The organism is Streptomyces sp. NPDC057253 (assembly GCF_042669125.1).
GTDB lineage: Bacteria > Actinomycetota > Actinomycetes > Streptomycetales > Streptomycetaceae > Streptomyces.
This window is the reverse complement of sequence record NZ_JBHUXV010000021.1, coordinates 56,288-73,643: the sequence shown is the minus strand read 5'-3', so window position 1 is coordinate 73,643 and position 17,356 is coordinate 56,288. Positions and strand designations below refer to the sequence as shown.

The window sequence follows — 17,356 nt, the reverse complement described above, 5'->3', positions numbered from 1 at the left end:
CGCCGGTGGGTGTGACTCCTAACCGGCGAGCGGGACTTGGGGCAGCCGGACCCCCACGCGCCGGTGGCCCTCGTCGAGTCGGTGGAGTTCGTCGAGGAGTTCGGTGAGCCGTCGGACCTGTTCGGGGGCGAGCCGCCCGGAGTCGTCGAGGTGCACGGCGCACGCGGTGGTCGTGTCGACGATCCGTTCGAGGACGACGACGATCTCATCGGCGCCCTCCGAGTGCCGGGCGAGCGCGGGCAGTTCGGCGGCGGCGAGGGCGATGGCACCACGGGCCTCGGCGAGCGCACGGTAGGCCTCGCGACGGAGGGTCCAGCGCAGGGGGCGGGTGTCTTCGGTGGGGGCGGGCCGGGGCAGGGTCTGGCCGGGGCCGGGGCGTGCGGTGTCCCGCAGGACAGACCGCTCGGCCGCCCTCGAACCAGATCCCTCGGTGGCCCGCCAGCCAGATCCCCCGGAGTCCCGCGAGCCGGACCACTCGGAGTCCCGCGAACCAGCCCCCACTGCCCCCCGCCGGACAGACCCCTCCGCCTCCCGCAGGACATGCGCGAGGTACGCCTCGGCCGCCCCGCCCGCCGCCGTCAGCCGGGCCCGCACTCCCCCGCCCCGCTGCCCCGGCATCGGCAGATGCCCCACGATCAGCACGATCGCGCAGGCGAGCAGGGTCTCGGTGATCCGGCTGGCGGAGGCCTGCGGCTCGCCGCCGACCATGACGAGCGCGAGGACGAGGACCGTGACGACGGCGGTCTGCGCGGCGAAGTGCCGGGTGGCCACGGGGATGAGCGCCCCGCTGACGGCGACGAGCGCGACGAGCCCCTCGGGCCGCGGCAGCACGAGCGCGAACCCGGCGAAGACCAGTGCCCCGAGGACGGTTCCCGCGGCCCGGCACAGCACTCTGGAGACGAGCGGCCCGAGGTCGGGCTTGACGAGGAAGACGGTGGTGGCGGGCAGCCAGTACCAGTGCGCGTGCTCCCCGTACCAGTGGGAGTGGTGCAGCGCCTGCGCCACCGCGGCGCTGGCCCCGAAGCACAGGGCGACCCGCAGCCCGTACTCCCGCCCGCCGGCGCCGAGGACGGCCCGCAGCGCGTCCCGTCCGCTGAGCCGGCGTGTGTGCAGATCCCCGCCCCGCCCCCGGTCGAAGGCCTCGGCGGCCCGCAGCAGCGCGTCGTCGAGCGCCCGCAGCGCGGGAGCCGACCGGCTGGGCGCGGGCAACGGTCCGGTGAGCGTGTTCTCCCGTACGGCGACGGCGAGCCGCCGGGGTCCGGCGGAGGCCCGTTCCGGTACCGCCTCCCCGGCCCAGGCGAGCGCGGTGGCGGCCTCGGCGAGGGGCAGCGCGGCGGCGTACTGCGCGTGCAGCCGCCGCTCGGCGGAGGAGCTGGCGTACCGCCGCAGCCGGGGGCCGGTGAGGGCGTCCTGCGCGTGGTCGAGGGCGGCGGTGAGCGCGACGCGCCGCTCGGTGGCCCGGTCGGTCCCGGCGGCGTCGAGGAGCCCGGCGACCGCGTCGTAGACGGCGGCCACGGCGTGCCGCTCCCCGTCGAAGCGGAAGTCCCCGGCGATGGCGCCGGGGGTGGGGAGCGCGAGCCGCAGCGCGAGCAGCCAGCAGGCCCCGCCGAGGTAGGCGAGGGCCCGCAGCCACCCTTCCTCGGGCAGCGGCATGCCCGCCCCGATCGCCGCCCCGACGAGCAACTGCGTACCGCTGCCGGAGGCGACGGGCCCGACGGCGCTCACACCGCCGGCGACGAGCCCGACGACGGTGAGCAGAAGAGTGAGGGCGACGGCCCCGATGTGCCCTCCGGCGTACGTCCCGAGAGCCATCCCGACGGCGCCGGCGACCGCAGGCACCCCGATCCGCCGCACGGAGGCCCGCCGGCTCCCGGGCCGGTCGTTGATCCCGGCCAGCATGGCGGCGATGGCGGCGACGACACCGAGCGGGATCCGGTCGGCGCACACCCCGGCGAACAGCAGCGGCCCGGCGGACAGGGCCCCCCGCACCACCGCGCTCCAGGGAATCGGCCCCCGCTGAGCACGGAGGGCGTGAGCGAGCCAGGGCGGAAGATGCATCCGTACGGCGGGGCGGGACACGGGGCTCCTGTCGTCGTGCGAGGCGGCGGGTGTGCCTTCGGGCGACGGTGGCCGAGCGCTGAACTGTGCCTCCACGTTAAAGCGCGCTCTTGGAGACGCAGGAACGCTTGTGTTACCCACGCGTGACGATGCATGCAAACCCCACGTTCTTTATGAACGCAACCCCGGCCGACGAGCCGACACCGGCTCCACGACCGCCTCAGCCCACCCGGCCGAACAACTCCCGTGTCTCCCTGACCGCGCGCAAGGCCGACCCGTGCTCTGCCGACAGCGACGCCACGATCCGATCGACCTCCCGCAGCCCGGCCCTCTCCAACAGCCGCTTCTCGTTCGTCACCCACTCCCCCCGGGCCGCCAGCACCGAGTGGCCCATCTGTGCGGCGGCCGTGGCGAGCGCGCCCGCGGTTTCGGTGAGGCGGGCCGCCGGGGCGTGGTTGGCCTCGGCGTAGGTGAGGGTGAGGTGGGCGGTGTCGCGCCAGCGCTTGGCGGCGGAGGTGCGGAGCTTGGCCGGGTAGGCGGACGGGCGGGGGAGCTCACCGCGCAGGACCTGGTTGACGGCGAGTTCGGCCACGAGCAGGTAGGTGGGGATTCCCGCGAGGTGGAACAGCAGCGGCTCCACCCGGAAACGGCCCTCCCGCGCCTGCGCCAACTCCCTGTCCACCACGTCGAGATCGCGGTAGTGGACGTCGACCCGACGCCCCTCGATCGTCAGCCACGCACCGCCGTTGAACACCCCTCCGCCCCACCCGCCGACCTCGGAGACCTCCCCGTCCCAGCCGATCGCGCGCAGGTCGGCGGGGTCGAAGTCGCCGCGGTAGTAGATCGCGAGGTCCCAGTCGCTGTCCGGCCGTGCGGTGCCCTGGGCCCGAGAGCCGCCGAGGGCGACGGCCCGGACGGAGGGGAGGGCGGCGAGGCGGTCGGCGGTGGCGGCGAGGAAGTCGGCATCGGCGGAGAGGGGGGACATGGGCGCAGCCTACGAAGGCCGGGGGCGCCGCTCCATGGATTTACTCGCTGCCGTCAGGGCCGTTGTCAGTGGTGCGCGTTATGAATGGAGTCGTCACTCAGTGTTACGACGACGGGGGATCGGCGATGGCGAAGGATGGGCAGGATCAGGATCCGCGGGGGCGGCGCGCGTATCTCTCGGCTGCCGGGCTGCGGGCCCGTGGCTGGACCGCCGGGATGATCCGCCGGCTGCTCGGTGAGCCCGATCTGCGGCGGGCCAATCCCTGCTTCCGTACGGCCCCGCCGACCCGGCTCTACAGCGTCGAGCGGGTCGCGGCCGTCGAGCGGAGTGAGGAGTTCAGGGCTGTTTCGGCGGCGGCCGTCCGGCGGTCCGGCGCGGTGCGGGAGGCGGCGCTGCGTCGGCGGCGGGAGGTGCTCGCGCGGATCGCGGCGGAACCGATCGAGGTGCCCGTGCTCTCCCCGGAGAGACTGACGGCGCTCGCCGTCGAGCACCGCGAACGCCAGGGCGGGTCACCGCACTTCCCGCTCGAACACTGGAAGGTTGACTACCTCTGCTACCAGCTGGCCCGCTACGACGACATCCTCGTCGAGCTGTCCGGCCGCACCGGACGCGCGGCCGCGGAACAGCTGCTGCGGCGAAGGATCCTCGCGTCCATCTCCCAGGCGTACCCGGACCTCGCACAGGAGTGCGCACGCCGGTCGGGCCCGGAAATTCAGGTGCGGTCCGGTCCGCCCGCCCCCGATGATCGAAAGGTTGCCCGCCGTTCGTCACAGGAGCCCACGTGATCCAGCGCGTCACCGCACCGGCGCTCTTCCCGCCGCCCACCTACTCGCACGCCTCCGTCGTCGAGGCCGGCACCAGGCTCGCCTTCCTCGCCGGGTCCGTTCCGCTGGACGCCGAGGGGAATCTGGTCGGTGAGGGGGATCCCGCGCGCCAGGCCGAGCAGGTGATCGCGAACCTGAGAGAGCAACTGCACGCCGTGGGCAGCGACTTGCAGCACGTGCTGGCGACCGACGTGCACGTGGTGAGCAGCGAGCCCGCGGTGCTGTCCACCGTGTGGGAGGTGGTCGAGGCGTCCGGTCTGAGCAGCGGCCCGCACTCCTCGACGCTGATCGGGGTCGCCTGCCTCGGCTACACCGGCCAGCTGGTGGAGATCACGGCCACGGCGGTCGTCCCGGAACCGGGCTCGGACGAGGCATCGCGGTGAGCGGGATCCTCATCCGCCGGGCCACCGCCGCCGACGCCGCCGCCACGGCCGACGTCTATCTGCGCTCCTTCGCCGCCGCGTTGCCGACGGTCGTACGGCCCCGGTCCGACGACGAGGTGCGCGCGTACATACGGGACGTCGTGGTGCCGGAACGCGAGACGTGGGTGGCCGTGGCGGAGGGACGGGTCGTGGGGCTCATGGTCCTTGCCGGCGACCTGCTGTCCCAGCTGTATCTCGACCCCGACTGGCGGGGACGCGGCATCGGCGACCGGTTCGTCGCGCTCGCCAAGGAACGCAGTCCCAAGGGCCTGAGCCTGTGGACCTTCCAGGTCAACAAGCCCGCCCACCGCTTCTACGAACGCCACGGCTTCGTCGAGACCGAACGCACCGACGGCAGCGACAACGAGGAACGGGAACCGGACGTGCGGTACCTCTGGCGCCCCTGAGGCCGATCACCCCGAGCCCGATCGGCGCGACGGCGACCCCACACCCAGCACCTGTCGCCGACCCGACTCGACCGGACCGGACCGGACCCGATCACCCCGACCCCGACCCCGAGCCCGACCCCGACCCCCACACCCGTCGTTTCGGCACCGGCCTCGCATACCCACCCGCCCTGCTGGTCGTCAGCCCCAGCCCCACCAGCGACTCCGCCAGCTTCACCGCCGCCCCCACCCCGTCCACCACGGGAAGGCCGAGTTTCTCCGCCACCGTCCGCTGCAACCCCGTCATCCCCGCGCACCCCAGCACCAGCACCTCCGCACCCGCCTCCCGCACCCGCTCCGCGGCGGCCAGGAACGCGGCCTCCGTGCGGTCGGCGTCGCCCAGGTCGAGAACCCCGAGCCCGGTCCCGACGACGGCGGCGCAGTTGCGGCCCACCCCCGCCAGCTCCAGGCTGTCCTCGATCTGCCCGCAGGAGCGCTCCAGCGTGGTCACCACGCCGTAGCGGCGGCCGAGCAGACAGGCCAGATGGGCGGCGGCCTCGGTGATGTCGACGACCGGTACGTCCACCAACTCCCGGACGCCCTCGCGTCCGTGCTCACCGAAGCCGGCCATGACGACGGCGTCGTAGGAAGGACCCTCGTACGTGCGCAGCAGGTCGATGACCGCCGCCGCGGAGAGGTAGCTGTCGAGCCAGCCCTCCGCGGACTCCGGGCCCCAGGTGGGGGTGAGCCCGAGCACGGTGGTGCCCGGGCCTGCCGCGGCCCGGGCACCTCGTACGATCTCCTCGGTCATCTCCTGCGTGGTGTTGCAGTTGGTGACGACGATCCGCACGTCTCTCAGACCTCCACAGCCTCGGGGACCGGGCGAGCCGCTCGCTCGCTGCGGCACAGCAGCGCGTACAGGCCGGCCGCGAGAGCCGTACCGATGAACCAGGAGTACGGGGCCACGTCGCTGAAGGTCTTCACCAGGGCGAGGACGCCGGCGACGCCCGCCGCGGGCAGGAACGCCCACAGGGCCTTGGGGTTGACGCCCTTGCGGTAGTAGTAGCGGGAGCCGGGCTCGGCCTTGAACAGCTCGTCGACGTCGACTCGGCCCTTCTTGACCCAGTAGTAGTCGAGCATGATCACGCCGAACAGCGGGCCGAGGAAGGCGCCGAGACCGCCGAGGAAGTAGTTGACGACCGTGGGGTTGGAGAAGAGGTTCCACGGGGTCACGACCAGGGCCGCCACCGTGCTGATCATGCCGCCGATCCTGAAGGTGATCTTCTGCGGCCAGACGTTGGCGAGGTCGTACGCCGGTGAGACGAAGTTGGCGACGATGTTGACGCCCATGGTGGCGATGGCGAAGGTGAGCGCGCCCAGGACCATCACCCAGGTGTTGCCGACCTTGGCGACCAGTTCGGCCGGGTCGGTGATGGCCTGGCCCCAGACCTCCAGCGAGCCCGCGGTGACGATCACGGAGACGACCACGAAGGCCGTGGAGTTGATGGGCAGACCCCAGAAGTTGCCGCGGCGGACGGTCCTGTAGTCCGGCGCGAAGCGGGAGAAGTCGCAGAAGTTGAGCATCAGCGTGCCGTAGGTGGCGAGGATCAGGCCGATCGCGCCGAACCACTGCCGCCACTGCTCGCCGACCGAGACCGGGTGCGGGGTGGTGGTGAGCGAGATGCTCCAGCCGGCCTTGGCCAGCACCCAGACCGCGAGCGCGATCATGACCAGCCAGATCGCCGGGCCGCAGAAGTCCTGGAACTTGCGGACCGACTCCATGCCCTGGCTGATGATCAGCGCCTGGATCAGCCACAGCGACACGAAGGAGACCCAGCCGAGCGCGTCGAGGCCGAGGAAGGAGCTGTGGGTCCAGGACTCCAGTCCCGGCCAGGCGGCCAGCAGCATCACGTTGACCGCGACGGAGGCCAGGTAGGTCTGGATGCCGTACCACATGATGGCGATCACGGCCCGGATCAGGGCCGGGATGTTGGCGCCCCACACACCGAAGCTGATGCGGCTGACCACGGGGAACGGCACGCCGTGGCGCTGGCCGATCTTCCCCATCCAGTTCATGCCGACGTAGATGAGCACGAAGCCGACGAGCAGGGAGGTGAAGACCTGCCAGACGTTCATGCCGAGGACCAGCAGACCGGCCGCGAAGGTGTAGTTGCCCAGGTTGTGGACGTCGGACATCCACATGGCGAAGAGGTCGAAGACCTTCCAGTTCCGCTTGCCGGCGGGCGCGAGGTCTTCGTTGGTGAGCCGTGGGTCGGGGACGAACGCTGGTGTGCCGGTGACTTCTGCACGATCGGCGAGGGACACAGGGCCTCCAAGGACGGGGACAGGAGGAGAGGGCGGCCGCCTGGCATCCAGTTTTGGTATACCAAACTGCCGACATAGTCCCGCCGTCAAGAGTTCCGGCCGATGTCGCGTTTGTTAAGGCTCCGTAAAACGGCAAGGCTCCAGAAAACGGCTCCGGCGTCCACGACGGCTCCCGCGTCGGAGAAAATGGCTCCATGAGCTCCACGACGAACATCGAGCCCCTCGGCGCCGTCCGGGAACGCGTCCTGGCCACCCTGCGGCAGGAGATCATCGCGGGCCGGATCCGCCCAGGCGACCGGCTGGTCGAGCGGGAGCTCGCCGACCGCTTCGGGGTCTCCCGGGTGCCGGTCCGCGAGGCGATCCGCGCCCTGGTCGCCGAGGGCTTCGTCCACTTCGAGACCCCGCGCCGCACGGTCGTACGGCGACTGACCCCGAAGGACGTCAAGGAGCTCTTCGAACTGCGCGAGGCCCTGGAGGTGTACGCCGCCGGGCTCGCCGCGGCCCGCGCCACCCCGCAGGACCTCGCCGAGGTCGAGCGGCTCCTCGACCAGGCGGCGGCCGCGACCGAGGCGGGGGACGCGGAGACCATCACCGACATCAACAGCCGGCTGCACGACAGCATCGTGGCCATGGCCCGCAACAGCCTGCTCGTCGAGGCCCTGGAACCGGTCGCGGGGCGGCTGCGCTGGATGACCCGGCGGAACGAGGAGTGGCCCCAACTCCTGGTGGAGCACCGCGAGTTGTACGAGGCCATCGCCTCCGGCGACCCGGACCGGGCCCGCGCCCACGCGCTGGCGCACGTGCGGACCAACTACGACTCGACGGTACGGCAGTTGTTCGAGGACACGGGCGAGCCGGTCTAACGGGTCCAGCCGGTCCAATAGGCCTAGCGGGTCCAGCAGACCTAGCGAGTCCAGCCGTGCGCGTACCTGTCCGTCGCCGCCACCAGCGCATCGACCGTTCCCGGGGTCCCGGGACCGTGCCCGGCCTCGTCGATCACCGTCAACTCGCTGCCCGGCCAGGCGTGATGGAGCCGCCAGACGGTGCCGAGGAGGTTGCCGAAGTCGAGGCTGCCCTGCACGAGGGTGCCGGGCACGTCCGTCAGCAGGGGCGCGTCCCGCAGCACGGCACCGTCCTCGTCGAGGAAGTGACCGTTGCCCCAGTAGTGGGTGACGGTCCGCGCGAAGCCCATCCGGAACACCGGGTCCTGGAAACGCTCGACCGACCCGGGCGGGGCCGGAATCGTCGCCGTCTCCCAGTCCGTCCAGGCCCGCGCCGCCCGCTCACGGACCGCCGCGTCGGGCGACTGGAGCAACCGGTTGTACGCGGCGGCGAGGTTCCCGTCCCGCTCGGCGAGGGGCAGCTCGCCGACGAACCGCTCGAAGGCTTCGGGGAAGATCTTCCCCAATCCCCTGGTCAGCAGGGCGACCTCGGCGTCGGACCCGGTCGCCACGCCCGTCAGCACGAGCTCCGTCACGGCCTGAGGATGCGTCTGCGCGTACCGCAGCCCCAGCACCGACCCGAACGACAGCCCCCACACCAGCCACCGCTCGATCCCCAGATGCCGTCGCAACAGCTCCAGATCCGCGAGGAGTCGAGGCAGCGTGTTGACGCTCATGTCGGTGTCGTACGCGCTCGCGTGCGGCGTGGACCGCCCGGCACCCCGCTGGTCCAGCAGCACGATCCGGTAGGCGGCGGGGTCGAACAGCCGCCGCGCCCACGGCGTGCACCCGGACCCCGGCCCCCCGTGCAGCACCACCGCCGGCTTGCCCTCCGGGTTCCCGCAGGTCTCCCAGTACACGCGGTTGCCGTCGCCGACGTCGAGCATGCCGTGGTCGTACGGCTCGATCTCCGGGTACAGAGGCATCCGGCGACCCTAACCGTCGTACGGCCAAGGCGTCGCCCCGTTTTCAAGCGGTACGGCCCCGCAGTCCCGCCGCCTCGGCCGCCGTGCCCAGCACCTCCCGCAGCATCGCCGGCGTGAGCTTCCCGGTGAAGGTGTTGCGCTGGCTGACGTGGAAGCAGCCGAAGAGTTCGAGGCCGTCGAGCGGCACGCGCACCCCGTGTCCGAAGGCGGGCCGCGGCCGGGGCACGCTCCAGCCGGCCGCCGCGAACGCGGGCAGCGCCGCCTGCCAGCCGAAGGCGCCGAGCACGACGACGGACCGCAGCGTCGGCCGCAGCAGGTTCAGCTCCTGGACCAGCCAGGGCCGGCAGGTGTCGCGCTCCCCTGGGGTCGGCTTGTTGGCGGGCGGCGCGCAGTGCACGGGCGAGGTGACCCGCACCCCGTACAGTTCCAGCCCGTCATCGGCGGTCACGGCCGTCGGCTGCGAGGCCAGCCCGACGTCGTAGAGCGCCTGGTAGAGCACGTCCCCGGAACGGTCACCGGTGAACATCCGCCCCGTGCGGTTCCCGCCGTGCGCGGCCGGAGCGAGCCCGACGATCAGCATCCGCGCGTCCGCGGGGCCGAACCCGGGCACCGGCCGCCCCCAGTACGTCCAGTCGGCGAAGGCGGCCCGCCTGGTCCGGGCCACCTCCTCCCGCCAGTCGACCAGCCGGGGACAGGCCCGGCAGTCCGCGATCCGACGGTCGAGCTCGGCGAGGGCGTCCACGACTCCACCGTACGGGCAGGAAAAGCCCGCGGGGGTACGCGGTCCCGGGTACTAAGGTCGGAGCCATGGCTGTGGAACGTACGGACGACAACGAGACCGGGGCCGTGGCACCCGAGGCCGTCACCCCCGAAGCCGGGGCCCCCGAGGCACCCGACCCGAAGGTCGTCGCCGCCATCGCCGCCGCGGAGGCGGCCGGGCCGCAGCACGGCGAGACTGTGCGCACCGACAGCTGGATCTGGTCCGTACGGCTGGTCAAGACCCGTTCCGCAGGAGCCACCGCCTGCCGGGGCGGGCATGTGCAGGTGAACGGCGAGCGCGTGAAGCCCGCCCACTCGTTGCGCGTCGGCGACGAGGTGCGGGTCCGGCAGGAGGGCCGGGAGCGGGTCGTCGTCGTCAAGCGCCTGATCCGCAAGCGGGTCGGCGCCCCCGTGGCCGTGCAGTGCTACGTCGACAACTCTCCCCCGCCGCCGCCCCGCGAGGCCTTCGCCCCGGCAGGCATCCGCGACCGCGGCGCCGGCCGCCCCACCAAGCGGGACCGCCGGGAACTGGAACGGCTGCGCGGCCTCGCGGAGGGCAACCGCCGCGGCCGCTTCGCCGGACCGGGCGGACCGGGCGGACCGGGCGGCGCGAGTGGCCCGAGTGGCTCACGTGAATCGGGTGAGCCGAGGAGCTGAACCGGCTGAGCGGGCGTGCGGGGCTGCCGGGCCGTGCCGGGCCGGGCGTTCCACGCTGCCGGGCCACCGGGCCGTGCCGGGCCCGCCGAGGAGCCCACCGATCCCGCGTCCCGCGGCAACACCCCGTCGGCCACCACGCCGAAACCGGCCCCCTCCCCGAAGGGCAGGGCCGGCCCCGGCGCCGTGGCCGTGGAGTGCGCCTCACGCCCGTCGTCGCACCAGCCGCAGCAGGTCCGCGTTGTGCCGGCGGCGGGCCCAGGCGATCAGGGCCAGCGGGATGATCAGAATGATCGGGGTCGCCGCGTTCTCCCCGTCGAAGGAGGTGAGCTGGACGACGAACGCGCCGACCATCAGCCCGCTCAGCGCCACGGCCGCCACCGACTGGAGGACCGGGACCAACAGGGCGATCCCACCGGCCAGTTCGAGCGCGCCGATGATGTACATCCCCGCGCTGCCCCAGCCCATCTTGTCGAAGGCCTCGGCTGCCGCGGGGTGCGCGATCAGCTTGGGAAGCGCGCTCGCGAAGACGTAGAACAGGGCGAGCACGACCTGGAGGACGCGCAGGGCGATCCGGGCCCGGCGGCCGCGGGCGGTCGAGGACTCGGCGATGACCTGGGAGCCGGCGACGGTGGAGGCGGCGGCGCGGGTGACGGGGGCGGTGGTCTCGGACATCGGGGTCTCCTGGGGGAAGCGGTCCGTTGCTGTCGGAGAGTTGGACCCGCCCCCGCGCGGAAACTCATCGCTCCGCGCCAGCCCACTGTGCGCTACAGCGGAAACCAGCCACGCCCGATGTACCAGTGGCCACCGGACCGCAGATGATCCCCGATCGCCCGTTCCAGCGCGGTCCGCCGCGGCAGGCTCTCCACCGCCGACTCCGGGTCCCCGAACACGAACTGCACCGGCTCGGTGTCCTCCGGCTCCGCCACCCCGGGGGCCAGCCGGAACCGTTCCTGGAACCGGACGATGTTGGAGTCGGCGGGCAGGTACTGCTTCAACTGCGGGTCGAGCAGCCAGGAATGGCACAGCGCGACCCGGTGCGGCTCGTCCGCGTAGTGCCTGCCGAAGAACTCGGCGGCGAGGGCGAGCGAGCGGTCGCAGGACCACGGTGACAGCGGGCCGAGGAAATCGGGGATGTGCAGGCTCAGACAGGGCGTGCCCGAGGGGATGTCGAGGCCGGCCCCAGCGAGCGCCCGCCTGTTCCAGGGGCCGTACAGGGTCCGCTCGAACTGGAGCCGGCCCAGCTGGTACAGCTCGCCCCGGAAGTGCCGGGTCAGCCAGCGCGGCGACTGCACGCCCGCCCTGCCGTACCGCCTGCGGTGCACGGCCATGTTCCGCCCGAGGTCGGCGAGGGTGCGCCGGGCGACGTCGGCCGGGATGCCGCGCGAGCGGTGGTACGCGCGCGTGTGGGGCAGCGCCGCCACGAACACGTAGACGGGGAAGCAGCGTTGGAGGGCGCCGGCCGGCCAGTCGAGCTCGGGCAGGACGACCGGGTCGTCGGCCCGCCCCATGTCCCGGACGAGTTCGTCGACGCAGTGCTCCAGGAACCGCCGCAGCTCCGGGTCGTCGACGACCCGCCTGCCGATCCGTACGAGTTCGCCCACGTCCTCGTGCGGTACGGCGAGGTCCACCAGCACCTCGGCCAGTTCGTCGGCGTCCGGAAGCACGCGGTGACCTCCTGCTCGGGCCCTTGGTCGACGTCCGTTCCGAAGAGTACGTTGCCAGGAGGAGCGATGATCCGATGCGTACGGGCAGTGAGCCGACGACAGCACGCAGTGCGCTGCGGGCGAGGTTCTGGCTGAGCGTGTGGGGGCTGGTCTGGACGATCGTCGGCACGGCGGCGTTCGCGCTGGCGGGACGCCCCGGGTGGGCCGTCGCCTGCGGTGCGCTGTGGCTGGTGATCACCGTCGACCTGACGCTGATCCTGCGGCACATCCGTCAGGGCCCGCACTACCAGCCGGGCCCGGACATCCCGCCGTACCGTCCACCGGACGGGCGCGACGGCTAGCGCCGACCGGTCCGTACGGGCACGGGCGCGACCGATAGCCCCGGCCGGTCCGTACGGGCACGGGCGTGGGCACGAACACGGGCGCCTCAGGACTCGAAGCGTGCCGCCTTCAGGAACTCCGGGTTCGGGTCCAGCGCGGCCGCCAGCCGGAAGTGCCGCCTGGCCTGATCCGGCCGCCCCTGTCGCTCATAGGTGCGGGCGAGCGCGAAGTGGGCGAAGGCGTTGTCCGGCTCGCGCTCCAGGACGATGGTGAACTCCAGTTCGGCGGGCCGCAGTTGCGCGGCGGCGAAGAAGGCACGCGCGCGCAGCAGCCGGGCCGCTGTGTTCTCCGGGTGGGCGGCGATGACGGAGTCGAGCAGCTTCACCGCGCCGCGCGGGTCCCGCGCGGAGAGCAGCTGCTCCGCCGCGCGGAAGTCGATGACATGCGTCTCCGGAGTACGTCCGGTCGAACCGCTGGTCTCGGGCACGGCACAGTCCTTCCCTCACTGGAAGGGTTCAACGCCCGGATCGGGCCACGCTATTCCTGGGCCCCCTGGGAACCCTGGGACGCGCGCGCCCGCCGTACGAGATCGCCCCACACTTCCCGCACGCGTCGCCGCAGATCGTCCAGCGGGACGTCGTTGTCGATCACGATGTCCGCGATCTCCAGGCGCTTCTCGCGCGTCGCCTGGGCGGCCATACGCGCGCGTGCGTCCTGTTCGGTCATGCCGCGGAGCCTCACGAGCCGGTCGAGCTGGGTGGCGGGGCTCGCGTCGACGACGACCACGAGGTCGTAGAGCGGGGCGAGGGAGTTCTCCGCGAGGAGGGGGACGTCGTGGACGACGACCGCGTCCTCGGCGGCGGCGGACTCCAGCTCGCGGGACCGGGCGCCCACCAGGGGGTGCACGATCGAGTTCAGTACGGCGAGCCTGTCCGGGTCGGCGAAGACGATGGAGCCCAGTTTCGGCCGGTCGAGACCACCGTCCGCGGCGAGCACCTCCTCGCCGAAGGCCTGGACGACCGCGGCGAGGCCGGGCGTGCCCGGCGCGACGACCTCGCGTGCGATGCGGTCCGCGTCGATCAGGACGGCGCCGTGCTCCACGAGCAGCCTCGACACCTCGCTCTTGCCGGCGCCGATACCGCCGGTCAGGCCCACCTTCAACATGACGGGAAGCCTAGACGCTGGGCGCCGAGGGTCAGTTGTCGCCTTCCCGTTCGGCCAGGAAGCGCTCGAACTCCAGCCCGATCTCGTCCGCCGAGGGGATGTCCACCGGCTCGGCGAGCATGTTGCCCCTGGTCTCCGCGCCGGCCGCCGCGTCGTACTGGTGCTCGAGACCCTGGACGAGGGCCACGAGGTCCTCGTCGCCCTCCTGGATCTGCCGGTCGATCTCGGTCTGGGTGCGGTGGGCGTCGGTGCGCAGGGCGTGCGCGATCCCGGGCAGCACCAGGCCGGTGCCGGCCGTGATGGCCTCCAGGACGGTCAGGGCGGCGTCCGGGTACGGCGAGCGGGCGATGTAGTGCGGCACGTGCGCGGCGACGCCCAGGACGTCGTGGCCGGCCTCCATGAGCCGGTACTCGACCAGGGCCTCGGCGCTGCCGGGCACCTGCGCCTCGTCGAAGGGGCTGCGGTGGCCGGGGACGAGGTCGTGCCGGTTGCCGTGCGGGGTGAGCCCGACGGGCCGGGTGTGGGGCACGCCCATGGGGATGCCGTGGAAGTTCACGGACAGCCGGACCCCGAGCCGCTCCACGATCTGCTGGACGGCCGCGGCGAAGCGCTCCCACTCGACGTCCGGCTCCGGGCCCGACAGCAGCAGGAAGGGCGCCCCGGTGGCGTCCTGGACGAGCCGCACGTCGATCGTGGGCTCCTCGTAGTCCGTCCAGCGGTCCCGCTTGAAGGTGAGCAGCGGGCGGCGGGCGCGGTAGTCCACGAGCCGGTCGTGGTCGAACCGGGCCACGACCTGGTTCGGCAGTGTGTCGAGCAGCCGGTCGACGATCTGGTCGCCGGTCTCACCCGCGTCGATGTATCCGTCGAAGTGGTAGAGCATGACCAGGCCGGCCGACTCCTGGGCGAGCGCCATATCGACTATGGCGAGGCCCTTGGGCTCCCATGCGTACAAACCCTGCGGATCAAGCACAGTGACCGCTCCTCCTCGTGTTCATACATCTCAACACGCCCTGGAACAGCGGCATTCCCACCCCGGCCCACGAAAACGCGCCCTGAAGGGGCGCGGGGCTGTGTCGATTTGCGGCTCCGCCGCGCGGGCGCGACCAGCCCCCACCGGCCGTCAGACAAAAAACTGAGGGACCGCACCCCGGAAGGTACGGCCCCTCAGTCAAGAGCTACTGCTCAGTGGGCGTCAGCTCTGCCCACCCGCCAGCTTCTCCCGCAGCGCGGCGAGCGCCTCGTCGGAAGCGAGCGCACCGGAGGTGTCCGCACCCTCGGAGGAGTACGAGCCACCACCCGCGGCCGGAGCCGCACCCGCGGCGTCGCCACCCTCGGCAGCGGCGGCAGCGTCGGCCTCGCGGCTCTTGATGACCTGCTGCTGGTGCTGCTCGAAGCGGGACTGCGCCTCGGCGTACTGGTTCTCCCACACCTCGCGCTGCGCCTCGAAGCCCTCGAGCCAGTCGTTGGTCTCGGGGTCGAAGCCCTCGGGGTAGATGTAGTTGCCCTGGTCGTCGTAGGACGCGGCCATGCCGTACAGGGTCGGGTCGAACTCGACCGAGGCCGGGTCGGCACCGAAGGACTCGTTGGCCTGCTTCAGGGACAGCGAGATCCGGCGACGCTCGAGGTCGATGTCGATGACCTTGACGAAGATCTCGTCGTTGACCTGGACGACCTGCTCCGGGATCTCCACGTGGCGCTCGGCCAGCTCGGAGATGTGGACCAGACCCTCGATGCCCTCGTCCACGCGGACGAACGCACCGAACGGAACCAGCTTCGTAACCTTGCCGGGCACGACCTGACCGATCTGGTGCGTGCGGGCGAACTGCTGCCACGGGTCTTCCTGGGTCGCCTTCAGCGACAGGGAGACGCGCTCGCGGTCCATGTCGACGTCGAGGACCTCGACGGTGACTTCCTGGCCGACCTCGACAACCTCGGAGGGGTGGTCGATGTGCTTCCAGGACAGCTCGGAGACGTGGACCAGACCGTCGACGCCACCCAGGTCCACGAAGGCACCGAAGTTGACGATCGAGGAGACCACACCGGAGCGGACCTGACCCTTCTGGAGGGTCGTGAGGAACGTCTGGCGGACCTCGGACTGGGTCTGCTCCAGCCAGGCACGGCGGGACAGGACCACGTTGTTGCGGTTCTTGTCCAGCTCGATGATCTTCGCCTCGAGCTCCTTGCCCACGTAGGGCTGGAGGTCGCGGACACGGCGCATCTCGACCAGGGAGGCCGGGAGGAAGCCGCGGAGGCCGATGTCGAGGATGAGACCACCCTTGACGACCTCGATGACGGTACCGGTGACGATGCCGTCCTCTTCCTTGATCTTCTCGATGGTGCCCCAGGCACGCTCGTACTGGGCGCGCTTCTTCGAGAGGATCAGGCGGCCTTCCTTGTCCTCCTTCTGGAGGACCAGGGCCTCGATCTCGTCACCGACGGCGACGACCTCGTTGGGGTCGACGTCGTGCTTGATCGAGAGCTCGCGGCTCGGGATGACACCTTCGGTCTTGTAACCGATGTCGAGCAGGACCTCGTCCCGGTCGACCTTCACGATGACGCCGTCGACGATGTCGCCGTCGTTGAAGTACTTGATCGTCTCGTCGATCGCGGCGAGGAAGGCTTCCTCGTTACCGATGTCGTTGACCGCTACCTGCGGGGTGGTGGCGGTGGTCTCGGTGCTGCTCGTCATGTGGGAAAGGGCTCCGGTACGGACATTGAAGTCGTAGGTACTGCTACGCCGGGAGCCCGTGTCGCTCTGAAGAAGCCGGACAGCCAAGGAAGCGCCCCACCGGAATCCGGTGATGGCGCCTCGACAACCGAGGGGACATACGACAGATGCGAGCGCAGCCTGCTACGTCTGAGGTGCGCAGGCTCGCAGCGCAACTTGTAGCATACGGGGGCAGCCGGACAGGGTCAATGCGCGAAGGCGCACACCCGGGGCGGATCGCCGCATACCCGGCACAAAACCTGTCTCACGAGGCCACGCGCGCGTGACGGCGCCCCATTTATGACGGCCGCCGCGACGGGTTGGACGGAAGAGTACGACGAGGGAGCCGATCATCCAAGGGCCCGCATCACACCCGCAGGACACCGCGCAGGACACCGCGCAGGAATCCGAACCCGAGGCCACCCGCCGCGACGCCGACGTCACCGAGAGCGCCCGCGCGAACCGGGGCTGGTGGGACCGCAACGCGGACGAGTACCAGGTCGAGCACGGCACGTTCCTCGGCGACGACCGCTTCGTGTGGGGCCCCGAGGGCCTCGACGAGGTGGAGGCCGAGCTGCTGGGCCCGGCCGAGGACCTCAAGGGCAAGGAAGTCCTGGAGATCGGCGCGGGCGCGGCCCAGTGCGCGCGCTGGCTGGCCGCCCAGGGCGCCCGCCCGGTCGCCCTCGACATCTCCCACCGCCAGCTCCAGCACGCCCTGCGCATCGGTACGTCCTTCCCCCTGGTCTGCGCCGACGCGGGCGCCCTGCCCTTCGCGGACGGCTCCTTCGACCTGGCGTGCTCGGCGTACGGCGCGCTGCCGTTCGTCGCCGACCCGGTGCTGGTCCTCAGGGAGGTGCGCCGGGTCCTGCGCCCGGGCGGCCGCTTCGTCTTCTCGGTCACGCACCCGATCCGCTGGGCCTTCCCGGACGAGCCCGGCCCCGAGGGCCTGTCGGTCTCCGCGTCCTACTTCGACCGCACGCCCTACGTCGAGCAGGACGAGGAGGGCCGCGCGGTCTACGTCGAGCACCACCGCACGATCGGCGACCGGGTCCGTGACGTGGTCGCCGGCGGCTTCCGCCTGGTCGACCTGGTCGAGCCGGAGTGGCCGGCCTGGAACACCTCGGAGTGGGGCGGCTGGTCCCCGCTGCGCGGCAACCTGATCCCGGGCTCGGCGATCTTCGTGTGCGAACGGGACTGACGTACGCGCGCGTTCGGGC

The 17,356-nt window shown here is 71.9% G+C and carries 19 protein-coding genes; 7 read left to right on the top strand and 12 right to left on the bottom strand.

What is annotated here, in order from left to right; all coding sequences use genetic code 11:
- Positions 1-18: 18 nt before the first annotated feature.
- Both ACFULQ_RS14450 and ACFULQ_RS14445 read right to left on the bottom strand, forming a co-directional pair.
- Positions 19-2,058, bottom strand: coding sequence for an FUSC family protein (locus ACFULQ_RS14450; protein WP_383543033.1), 2,040 nt, complete (start codon positions 2,056-2,058; stop codon positions 19-21).
- Positions 2,059-2,278: 220 nt separating this feature from the next.
- On the bottom strand, positions 2,279-3,043 hold the full coding sequence (locus tag ACFULQ_RS14445) for a nucleotidyltransferase domain-containing protein (protein ID WP_383542922.1): 765 nt from the start codon (positions 3,041-3,043) through the stop codon (positions 2,279-2,281).
- A 125-nt stretch (positions 3,044-3,168) separates the two neighbouring features.
- On the opposite strand from ACFULQ_RS14445, the gene ACFULQ_RS14440 reads away from it, so the two are divergent.
- The 3 genes from ACFULQ_RS14440 to ACFULQ_RS14430 are packed head-to-tail and all read left to right on the top strand — an operon-like array spanning position 3,169 to position 4,696.
- Positions 3,169-3,828 carry a hypothetical protein gene (locus ACFULQ_RS14440; RefSeq protein WP_383542919.1) on the top strand — a complete coding sequence of 220 codons (660 nt, stop codon included), beginning with the start codon at positions 3,169-3,171 and terminating at the stop codon, positions 3,826-3,828.
- A complete protein-coding gene (locus ACFULQ_RS14435; RefSeq protein ID WP_383542917.1) occupies positions 3,825-4,250 on the top strand; it encodes a RidA family protein in 426 nt (141 codons plus the stop codon). The genes ACFULQ_RS14440 and ACFULQ_RS14435 overlap by 4 nt, the downstream gene beginning before the upstream one ends.
- The gene (locus tag ACFULQ_RS14430; protein ID WP_383542914.1) at positions 4,247-4,696 is read left to right on the top strand and encodes a GNAT family N-acetyltransferase; all 450 of its coding nucleotides are present in this window, start codon (positions 4,247-4,249) and stop codon (positions 4,694-4,696) included. The genes ACFULQ_RS14435 and ACFULQ_RS14430 overlap by 4 nt, the downstream gene beginning before the upstream one ends.
- Positions 4,697-4,787: 91 nt before the next feature.
- Here ACFULQ_RS14430 and ACFULQ_RS14425 read toward each other — a convergent pair whose 3' ends face one another.
- On the bottom strand, positions 4,788-5,525 hold the full coding sequence (locus ACFULQ_RS14425) for an aspartate/glutamate racemase family protein (RefSeq protein WP_383542912.1): 738 nt from the start codon (positions 5,523-5,525) through the stop codon (positions 4,788-4,790).
- Positions 5,526-5,530: 5 nt separating this feature from the next.
- Positions 5,531-7,000, bottom strand: a complete 1,470-nt coding sequence (locus ACFULQ_RS14420) for an NCS1 family nucleobase:cation symporter-1 (RefSeq protein ID WP_383542909.1) — start codon at positions 6,998-7,000, stop codon at positions 5,531-5,533.
- 194 nt (positions 7,001-7,194) lie between these two features.
- Here ACFULQ_RS14420 and ACFULQ_RS14415 point away from each other — a divergent pair, with 194 nt between their 5' ends.
- A complete protein-coding gene (locus ACFULQ_RS14415; protein ID WP_383542907.1) occupies positions 7,195-7,863 on the top strand; it encodes a GntR family transcriptional regulator in 669 nt (222 codons plus the stop codon).
- Between the two features lie 41 nt (positions 7,864-7,904).
- Here ACFULQ_RS14415 and pip read toward each other — a convergent pair whose 3' ends face one another.
- Entirely contained in the window at positions 7,905-8,867 is a 963-nt protein-coding gene (gene pip, locus ACFULQ_RS14410; protein WP_383542904.1) for a prolyl aminopeptidase, read from the bottom strand.
- 43 nt (positions 8,868-8,910) lie between these two features.
- Positions 8,911-9,609 carry a uracil-DNA glycosylase gene (locus tag ACFULQ_RS14405; RefSeq protein WP_383542901.1) on the bottom strand — a complete coding sequence of 233 codons (699 nt, stop codon included), beginning with the start codon at positions 9,607-9,609 and terminating at the stop codon, positions 8,911-8,913.
- A 65-nt stretch (positions 9,610-9,674) separates the two neighbouring features.
- On the opposite strand from ACFULQ_RS14405, the gene ACFULQ_RS14400 reads away from it, so the two are divergent.
- Entirely contained in the window at positions 9,675-10,283 is a 609-nt protein-coding gene (locus ACFULQ_RS14400) for an RNA-binding S4 domain-containing protein (RefSeq protein WP_383542897.1), read from the top strand.
- Between the two features lie 201 nt (positions 10,284-10,484).
- On the opposite strand, the gene ACFULQ_RS14395 is transcribed toward ACFULQ_RS14400, so the two are convergent.
- Together ACFULQ_RS14395 and ACFULQ_RS14390 are read right to left on the bottom strand one after the other, a co-directional pair.
- Complete coding sequence (locus ACFULQ_RS14395) at positions 10,485-10,955, bottom strand: DoxX family protein (protein ID WP_383542894.1); 471 nt, start codon at positions 10,953-10,955, stop codon at positions 10,485-10,487.
- A gap of 92 nt (positions 10,956-11,047) precedes the next feature.
- A complete protein-coding gene (locus tag ACFULQ_RS14390) occupies positions 11,048-11,947 on the bottom strand; it encodes an acyltransferase domain-containing protein (protein ID WP_383542892.1) in 900 nt (299 codons plus the stop codon).
- Positions 11,948-12,021: 74 nt separating this feature from the next.
- On the opposite strand from ACFULQ_RS14390, the gene ACFULQ_RS14385 reads away from it, so the two are divergent.
- A complete protein-coding gene (locus tag ACFULQ_RS14385; protein ID WP_383542890.1) occupies positions 12,022-12,288 on the top strand; it encodes a DUF6343 family protein in 267 nt (88 codons plus the stop codon).
- A gap of 86 nt (positions 12,289-12,374) precedes the next feature.
- On the opposite strand, the gene ACFULQ_RS14380 is transcribed toward ACFULQ_RS14385, so the two are convergent.
- From ACFULQ_RS14380 to rpsA, 4 genes are all read right to left on the bottom strand, one after another.
- The gene (locus tag ACFULQ_RS14380) at positions 12,375-12,755 is read right to left on the bottom strand and encodes a tetratricopeptide repeat protein (RefSeq protein ID WP_020137550.1); all 381 of its coding nucleotides are present in this window, start codon (positions 12,753-12,755) and stop codon (positions 12,375-12,377) included.
- A gap of 50 nt (positions 12,756-12,805) precedes the next feature.
- Positions 12,806-13,432, bottom strand: coding sequence for a dephospho-CoA kinase (coaE, locus tag ACFULQ_RS14375; RefSeq protein WP_383542887.1), 627 nt, complete (start codon positions 13,430-13,432; stop codon positions 12,806-12,808).
- Between the two features lie 31 nt (positions 13,433-13,463).
- Positions 13,464-14,402 (bottom strand): PAC2 family protein, encoded by a 939-nt coding sequence (locus ACFULQ_RS14370; protein WP_383542884.1) that lies wholly within the window; start codon positions 14,400-14,402, stop codon positions 13,464-13,466.
- A 222-nt stretch (positions 14,403-14,624) separates the two neighbouring features.
- Positions 14,625-16,121 (bottom strand): 30S ribosomal protein S1, encoded by a 1,497-nt coding sequence (gene rpsA / locus ACFULQ_RS14365; RefSeq protein ID WP_055718046.1) that lies wholly within the window; start codon positions 16,119-16,121, stop codon positions 14,625-14,627.
- 367 nt (positions 16,122-16,488) lie between these two features.
- Here rpsA and ACFULQ_RS14360 point away from each other — a divergent pair, with 367 nt between their 5' ends.
- Entirely contained in the window at positions 16,489-17,337 is an 849-nt protein-coding gene (locus ACFULQ_RS14360; protein WP_383543030.1) for a class I SAM-dependent methyltransferase, read from the top strand.
- Positions 17,338-17,356: the final 19 nt, after the last annotated feature.